Here is a 7,194-nt window from a genome sequence, read left to right as displayed (position 1 = left end):
CGCGCGCCCTCGGTCGCTCCGGTCCGCGCGCGCCCTCGGTCGCTCCGGTCCGCGCGCGCCCTGGTCGCTCCGGTCCGCGCGCGCCCTGGTCGCTCCGGTCCGCGCGCGCCCTGGTCGCTCCGGTCCGCGCGCGCCCTGGTCGCTCCGGTCCGCGCGCGCCCTGGTCGCTCCGGTCCGCGCGCACCCTGGTCGCTCCGGTCCGCGCGCGCCCTCGTCGCTCCGGCCCGCGCGCACGCACTTGTTTCCGGCATGCTTTTGGCCGGAAACCGCTCGGACAGTGACTGGAGAGGGTGCGGGAACGTGGAAGGGGTGCGGGAATCGAGCGGGGGGTCGACTCGGCGGCGCGCATCCGTAGGATGGCCAGGGTGAGTTCCCCGGAGACGCTCGAGACGGTGGTCGATCAGCCCGGTGCGGGTTCGAATTCCGATGCGGCGCATGATGTTCTGCGTCGCGTCTTCGGATACGACAGCTTCCGCGGGCTACAGGCCGACATCGTCGGCCGGGTGATCTCCGGCGGCGACGCGCTGGTCCTGATGCCGACCGGCGGGGGCAAGTCGCTGTGCTACCAGATCCCGGCGCTGGTGCGGCCCGGCGTGGGCGTGGTGGTCTCGCCGCTCATCGCCCTCATGCAGGACCAGGTCGACGCGCTCAACGCGCTCGGGGTGCGGGCCGGATTCCTCAACTCCACGCAGTATCCCGACGAGCGCCGCACGGTCGAGGCGCAGTTCGTCGCGGGCGAGCTGGATGTACTGTATCTCGCGCCCGAGCGGCTGCGCATCGACTCGACGCTGCAACTGCTCGACCGGGCCAAGGTCTCGGTATTCGCGATCGACGAGGCGCACTGTGTCTCGCAGTGGGGCCACGACTTCCGGCCCGACTATCTGGCGCTGTCGATCCTGCACGAGCGCTGGCCCGACGTCCCCCGCATCGCGCTGACCGCGACGGCGACGGAGGCCACCCGCAAGGAGATCGCCGAACGCCTGGATCTCACCGGCGCCGAGCATTTCGTCGCGGGCTTCGACCGGCCCAACATCCAGTACCGCATCGAGCCGAAGAACCGCCCGGATCAGCAGCTGCTCAACTTCATCAGCACCGAGTACCCGGGCGAGGCGGGCATCGTCTACTGCCTGTCGCGCAATTCGGTGGAGAAGACGGCGGAATTCCTGACCCGCAACGGCATCGAGGCGGTGCCGTACCACGCGGGCCTGGACAGCCGCACCCGCGCCACGAACCAGTCGCGATTCCTGCGCGAGGACGGTCTGGTCGTGGTCGCCACCATCGCCTTCGGCATGGGTATCGATAAACCCGACGTGCGCTTCGTCGCCCACCTCGACCTGCCCAAATCCGTCGAGGGCTACTACCAGGAGACGGGCCGCGCCGGGCGCGACGGGCTGCCCTCCACCGCCTGGATGGTCTACGGCCTCAACGACGTTGTGCAGCAACGCAAGCTGATCGACAACTCCGAGGGCGACGCCGCGCACCGCAGGCAGCTCCAGCTGCACCTGGACGCCATGCTCGCGCTGTGCGAGACCGTGCAGTGCCGCCGCACCCAGCTGCTCAAGTACTTCGGCCAGACCGGCGAGCCGTGCGGCAACTGCGACACCTGCCTGAATCCGCCCGAATCCTGGGACGGCACCGTCGCCGCGCAGAAGGTGCTCTCGACGGTGCTGCGGCTCAAGCGCGAGCGCGGCCAGAGCTTCGGCGCGGGGCATATCACCGACATCCTGATCGGCAAGTCCAACCCGAAGGTGTTGCAGCACAGCCACAACGAGCTCAAGGTGTTCGGTGTCGGCACCGAGCTGCGCGATACGGAGTGGCGGGGCGTCGTCCGCCAGCTGCTCGCGCAGGGGCTGCTCGCGGTGCACGGCGAGTACGGCGTGCTCACCCTGACCGAGGCCAGCAACGAGGTGCTGTTCTCCGGGCGCGAGGTGAAGCTGCGCCGCGAACCCGAGCGGGCCAAGCTCGCCAAGGCCCCGCGCGCCAAGGCCGCTCGCCCCGCCGCCGCGGATCTCTCCCCGGCCGACGCCGACCTGTTCGAGCGGCTGCGCGCCTGGCGCGCGTCGGCCGCCAAGGAGCAGGGCGTCCCCGCCTACGTCGTCTTCCACGACGCCACCCTGCGCGAGATCGCCGCCCGCAAGCCCGCGAACCTCGCCGAACTGGGCTCTATCAGCGGTATCGGCGAGAACAAGCGGGCCAAATACGGTGACGGCGTGCTAGAGGTGATCGCCGGTGGCGCGGACGCCCCGCCCCGGAATGCGCCGCCGCCCCGGCAGTCCGCGCCCACGCGGTCCGCCAAACGGCAGGCCGAACCCGAGCCCCCGCCCGACTGGGATCACGAGCCGCCGCCGGACTGGGATTTCGAGCCCCCGCCGGACGAAAACTACTGAGCAGCACCGCAGCTCGCCGGTAAGATACCGGTGCATGACGACCAGGCTGTCGATCACGATGCCGGATGCCACTGCCGAGGCAGCGCGCACGGCCGCGGCGGCCGCGGGAATGCCGTTGTCCACCTGGATCGCCGGCGTCGTGGACCGGGCCGCCTGGCGGGCGGCCTGCGCTACCGACTCGGCGGTGCTGCGGCGCTACGGCCTACTCGGTGACGAGTGGGCGAAGCGGCAGGCGGCGATTCTCGCGGCGACCCGCGGCGGCACCGGGTGACCGCAGACCGCGGGGAGGTCATCCTCAGCCAGGACAGCCTGATACCCGGCGGCGTCATGTATCTGATCGTCTCGGGCGAGGACTACAACTCCGATCAGCCCGATCGCCGGATCGTGGTCGAGGTCGTCGGCCCGCAGTTCCCGGCGGCGGGCGCGTACCTCTACCAGCTGGGCCGGGTGGGCGCGGCGGTGCTGGCGACGCCGACCACGGTGCCGACCGACTGGTTGCGGGGTGAGCCGATCGCGACGGTCGACGACGCCGTGATGGCCGATATCGCGGCCCGGCTCGCCCGGCATTTCCGGTAGCCGCGTGCTAGCGCGACCGACCGGAACCATTCGTACGGCGTTTATTCCGCCCCTGAATCTGGGTACCGTTCGGGTATGGCGCTAGGTGACGACGATGTGATTGCCGGGAACGGTCTCCCCGCCGGCCAGGCCGCCTTCGCGCCCTCGGAGAGTACGGTCCAGATCGGGCAGCAGGAGGCGGGCCCGGTCGGCGTCGGAACACCGCCCGCGCGGAGTACCCCGCGCCTGCGGCGGCTGCTGGGCCTGCCCCGCGTCTCGACAATGGTGCTGATGTCGGTCTGGGTCGCGGTGCTCGTCCTGTATCTGCAGGTGCGGCCCGGCGGATAGACGGGAATCCCATGACACGCCCCTCGCGACCGCGCGAATCGGCCACACATCGCGGGCCGGGCGGATAGCGTGCCGCCATGACCCACGACCAGGGCGGCGGTGACCGCTCCGATCAGTCCTCGGATCCGGGCTCCGGCTCGGGCGACGCACCCGATCCGCCGGGTGCGGTCCGCGCGCACATGACCGAGGGCACCGTCGACGAGGGCTGGCTGCGCCCGCACGCCCGGCGGGCGCTGGGCCGTCCGCGGGTGTCGACGATCGTGCTGATACTCCTGTGGGTGGGACTGTTCATTCTGTGGCTCGAGGTGCATCCCTAGCCGAAATTCGTTCGCGTATTCCGGTGCGTGTCTTTACCGTTGATCTCGGCCGTCAACAAGGGGCGCACCGGAATCTCCGGTCCCGCGTTCCCCGCGTCGGTGCGGCCTCCGGTAACACAGACCGAAAGTCTGTCGGGGTTCGAATCCTCTACCTGTGGTGCGTCCCGTCCGGTCGCTCCGCGGCGCCGCGGCTCTGCGGGCTCCCCGTCCCGTGACGGGGGAGGCCCCCGCCGCGCGCCGTGACCGGACGGGTCGTATCCACGCGAACAGTCATGCGGGGGAAGGAGTTTCGTGATGTTCACGACCGTGATGGAGTGGCAGCGCACGCTGCTGTACCGCGACGGCACGCTCGAGAAGGTTCTCGAGCCCGGCCGCCACCGCTACGACCAGCGCCGGTGCGCGCTGGTCACCGTCGACATGCGCCCGCGCCAGACGCAGGTGACCGGGCAGGAACTCCTCACCCGCGACGGCCTGTCGCTGCGGGCCAGTTTCACCGTGGCCTGGGTCGTCACCGATCCGGTCGAGTTCACCGTCGGCGCCCAGTACCCGGAGTCGGTGCTGTACGCCGCCGTGCAGGAGGCCGCCCGCGACAAGGTCGCCGCGCACACCCTCGACGAGCTGGTCGCCGACCGGGCCCTGCTCGCGGGCGCCGAGGAGGTGGCCGCCGCCGCGACCGGGATCGGCATCCGGGTGTCGAGCCTGCGTGCCCGGGACCTGATGCTGCCGGGCGAGCTGCGCAAGGCCGCCCTCGAGACCGTCCTGGCCAAGGAGCGCGGCCGCGCCGACCTCGAGCGGGCGCGCGCCGAGGCGGCCGCCCTGCGCTCGCTGGCCAATACGGCCCGCCTGCTCGACGAGAACCCGGCCCTGCTCCGCCTGCGCACCCTGCAGGTCGCCGCGACCCCCGGCACCCAGGTGGTGCTGGACCCGCGCGACCGGGCATGAGCGCCGGACGGACGGTTTCCTACTGCCCGTCGCCCAGCTCGGTCTGAATGCGTTTGCGCTGGTCGGCCGGGACGAAGGGGAGGATGTTGTCGCGTGAGGTGATCGACAGTTTGTGGAGTACCGCCGCCACCTGTGTATCGACGGTCCTGGGTGAGCTGCCGCGGCGGGCCGAGATGGCGGTGTTCGTCCAGCCTGCCGCGGCCAGTACCGCGACGGCCTTTTCGGCGGTGGACAGGTGATCCCACGCGGAGGGCGAGGGCCGGGCAGGAGAGGGGAGTTCCGCCGAGGTGTCCGGATCTCGGTGCCACGTGTCCAAGGCCAGTGCGGTCACCTCCGTGATCACGGGGCGGCGCGTGAACCATTCCCGCCAGGCGATGTCGAATGCCTTCTCTCCCAAGAGTTCTCGGGTGATTCGGGTAGCCCGCTCGGTTTCGTGAGCGAAGGGGCCGAGATGCGTCAGGTCCACGCCGACCTGGTCGCGCATGGCGGCCGCGCCGCCGAGAAGGTGCGCGATTCGTGTTGCGCGGGCGGATCTTTCGCTCGACGGGCCCTCTTCGGTGGTGATCAGGCGGGCCATGGCCCACGTGTGAATGTGCACGGCCCAGACGGTTCCCCAGGAGTCGCCCATCGCGACCTGCCGGATCAGCGCCGCCCGCAACGCCGTCAACGCTCGGCGCGGGTCACCGTGTCTGGTCTGGGCGATCCCCCGGGCGAGTTCGGCCCAGGACGCGGCCCACTGCGCCTCGGACCGGCCGACGCTGTCGAGGTGATGGCGCGTGACGGCGAGCGCTTGGTCGGCGGTGCCGAGGAACGCGGCTGTCAGGGCCTCGAACAGCTGACTCGTCGCGGCCCCACCGTGATCGCCCGCGGCGGCGAACTTCGTCCGAGCGCGCTCGAACACCGCGCCGGCTCGAATATCGTGATGTACGAGCAGAAGTGCGACGCCGGAGGCGAATTCCACCGGTGCGGGAAGACCCAGATCGATCCCGGGGTCTCGATGCCATGCCGCGCGCGCCGCGGGATCGGGGAGACAGTGGTCCAGGCAGCGGTCGAGGAGTTGCTCGGCCTCGCGCGGACGTCCCTGGCACAGGCTGATCCACGCGATCGAGGCCAGCGCGCCGACCATGAGGGCGGTCGGCGGGGGTTCGGCGGTACGCGCCGCCTCCAGCGCTCGCTCGACCCGGTCGCGGGATTCGCGCAACGTTCCCGTGAAGAACGGCGCCCGCAGCGCGATCAGCCCAGTCGAGATCTCCAGTCCGACAACAGCTTCGGCCGGTTCGGCGAGGCTGCTGTCGATCGCGAGCCGGAGATTGTCCCCGGCCGCGCGGGCCCACTCCAGCAACTGTTCTTCGCGATCGCTGAACCATTGCGCCGCGGCGGTTGTCACGGCGTCGCGGTAGTAGCGACGGTGCCGAGCCGCCAGCCGCTGTGGCTCGGCGCTGTCCCGCTCGTACAGGCGGTGGCTCGCGAAGACCCGGAAACTCTCCGGCATCGAATAGCGTGCGACGTCGGGCGCCGGATGCAACGAGACGAGCGACTGGTCGATCAATTGTTCCAGCAGGCCCTCGATCTCGTCGGCCGGGAGATCGCGACCGGTGCGGTCGGGACCCGAGCACACGGCTCGGATCGCCGGAAGATGTGCGCCCACGTCCGGCGGCCCGCCCTCCTCCGGGTCGGCGCCGTATCCCGCGGCGAACACCGACATGCGTTCGAACAGCAACCGCTCGTCTGCCGTGCACAGCTCGTACGACCAGCTGATCATGTCGTGGATGGTCTGGTGCCGCTCCTCGATGCCGGTTCTCGGCCCCGCCCAGCGCATTCGGCGGTCGGCGATGCCGCCGTCGAGATCCCGCAGGACCATGGTCAGCGGCCGGCGGCGCAACCGCGCCGCGGCCAGCCGGATGTGGAGCGGATAGTTGTCCAATCGCGCGCAGACGGATCTCGCTGCGGCCGCCTGACTCTCGTCGATGACGGTGCCCGTCAGTGCGGCGCGCTGCCGGAACAGCGCCAATGCCTGCTCGCTCGTCAGGGGCGGCAGGGGGACCAGCCGTTCGTCGACCCAGCCGATCGGTGCACGGCTGGTGACCAGCACGCTCAGATCGGACCGGGCGTCGAGCAGGTCGGCGATCACCGCGCCCGCGCCGGCCTGCACGTGTTCGCAGCCGTCCAGCACGAGTACGGTGCGCGGCGCGGTGCGGTCGGCATCGCGATCGCCGAGCGTATCGATGAGGGCCTGCCACGCGGACCGGCCGGAGAAGTCGGTGTCGATCACGGACCGGGCGACCTCGTCGACGACCGTGGCGGCGTCGGTGCCGCTCGCCAGACACGCCAGCCGGACCCAGGAGACCCGTGCCCGCGCCGCCTCGGTCAGGCGGTGCGCGGCCTCGGCGGCCAGACGGGTCTTGCCGATCCCGCCCGATCCCACGATCGTGACCAGCGGCGCGGCGCCCAGTAGCAGCGTGGTGACGAGATCGATCTCGCGCTCGCGTCCGACGAACGCGTCGGAGATCGTGGGCAGCGCGCCCTTCGAATCCTCTGCATCCTCCCGGAACGCTCGCCTGCGATCTTGCGTCACGATTCACCTTAACCGGCAGGTGATCTCCTCGATCGCCGTGTCGCCGCCGAGTTAGGATCCCGCGAGCCAG

Annotated in this window: 7 protein-coding genes; 6 read left to right on the top strand and 1 reads right to left on the bottom strand. The window is 70.9% G+C overall.

Annotation, left to right across the window (positions count from 1 at the left end; genetic code table 11):
- The first annotated feature begins 356 nt into the window (after window positions 1–356).
- The 6 genes from recQ (at window position 357) to ON41_RS35810 (ending at window position 4,549) form a co-directional block, all read left to right on the top strand.
- Entirely contained in the window at window positions 357–2,387 is a 2,031-nt protein-coding gene (recQ, locus tag ON41_RS35835) for a DNA helicase RecQ (RefSeq protein WP_040753124.1), read from the top strand.
- A 34-nt stretch (window positions 2,388–2,421) separates the two neighbouring features.
- Window positions 2,422–2,658 carry a hypothetical protein gene (locus ON41_RS35830; RefSeq protein ID WP_040753122.1) on the top strand — a complete coding sequence of 79 codons (237 nt, stop codon included), beginning with the start codon at window positions 2,422–2,424 and terminating at the stop codon, window positions 2,656–2,658.
- Entirely contained in the window at window positions 2,655–2,963 is a 309-nt protein-coding gene (locus ON41_RS35825) for a hypothetical protein (RefSeq protein WP_040753120.1), read from the top strand. The genes ON41_RS35830 and ON41_RS35825 overlap by 4 nt, the downstream gene beginning before the upstream one ends.
- Window positions 2,964–3,038: 75 nt before the next feature.
- A complete protein-coding gene (locus ON41_RS35820) occupies window positions 3,039–3,290 on the top strand; it encodes a WLR motif membrane protein (RefSeq protein ID WP_040753118.1) in 252 nt (83 codons plus the stop codon).
- 77 nt (window positions 3,291–3,367) lie between these two features.
- Complete coding sequence (locus tag ON41_RS35815) at window positions 3,368–3,607, top strand: WLR motif membrane protein (RefSeq protein WP_040753116.1); 240 nt, start codon at window positions 3,368–3,370, stop codon at window positions 3,605–3,607.
- Window positions 3,608–3,901: 294 nt separating this feature from the next.
- Entirely contained in the window at window positions 3,902–4,549 is a 648-nt protein-coding gene (locus tag ON41_RS35810; RefSeq protein ID WP_040753114.1) for a slipin family protein, read from the top strand.
- 19 nt (window positions 4,550–4,568) lie between these two features.
- On the opposite strand, the gene ON41_RS35805 is transcribed toward ON41_RS35810, so the two are convergent.
- On the bottom strand, window positions 4,569–7,124 hold the full coding sequence (locus ON41_RS35805) for an ATP-binding protein (protein WP_040753112.1): 2,556 nt from the start codon (window positions 7,122–7,124) through the stop codon (window positions 4,569–4,571).
- Between the last annotated feature and the right edge of the window lie 70 nt (window positions 7,125–7,194).

It is taken from the genome of Nocardia transvalensis NBRC 15921, from assembly GCF_000308875.1.
In the GTDB taxonomy this organism is placed as follows: domain Bacteria; phylum Actinomycetota; class Actinomycetes; order Mycobacteriales; family Mycobacteriaceae; genus Nocardia; species Nocardia transvalensis.
This window is presented reverse-complemented; position numbering and strand designations above follow the sequence as displayed.

Bases quoted from the DNA above. Each gene is read 5' to 3' on its own strand.
- recQ (WP_040753124.1), top strand. From the start codon at position 357: ATGGCCAGGGTGAGTTCCCCGGAGACGCTCGAGACGGTGGTCGATCAG.
- ON41_RS35830 (WP_040753122.1), top strand. From the start codon at position 2,422: ATGACGACCAGGCTGTCGATCACGATGCCGGATGCCACTGCCGAGGCA.
- ON41_RS35820 (WP_040753118.1), top strand. From the start codon at position 3,039: ATGGCGCTAGGTGACGACGATGTGATTGCCGGGAACGGTCTCCCCGCC.
- ON41_RS35815 (WP_040753116.1), top strand. From the start codon at position 3,368: ATGACCCACGACCAGGGCGGCGGTGACCGCTCCGATCAGTCCTCGGAT.
- ON41_RS35810 (WP_040753114.1), top strand. From the start codon at position 3,902: ATGTTCACGACCGTGATGGAGTGGCAGCGCACGCTGCTGTACCGCGAC.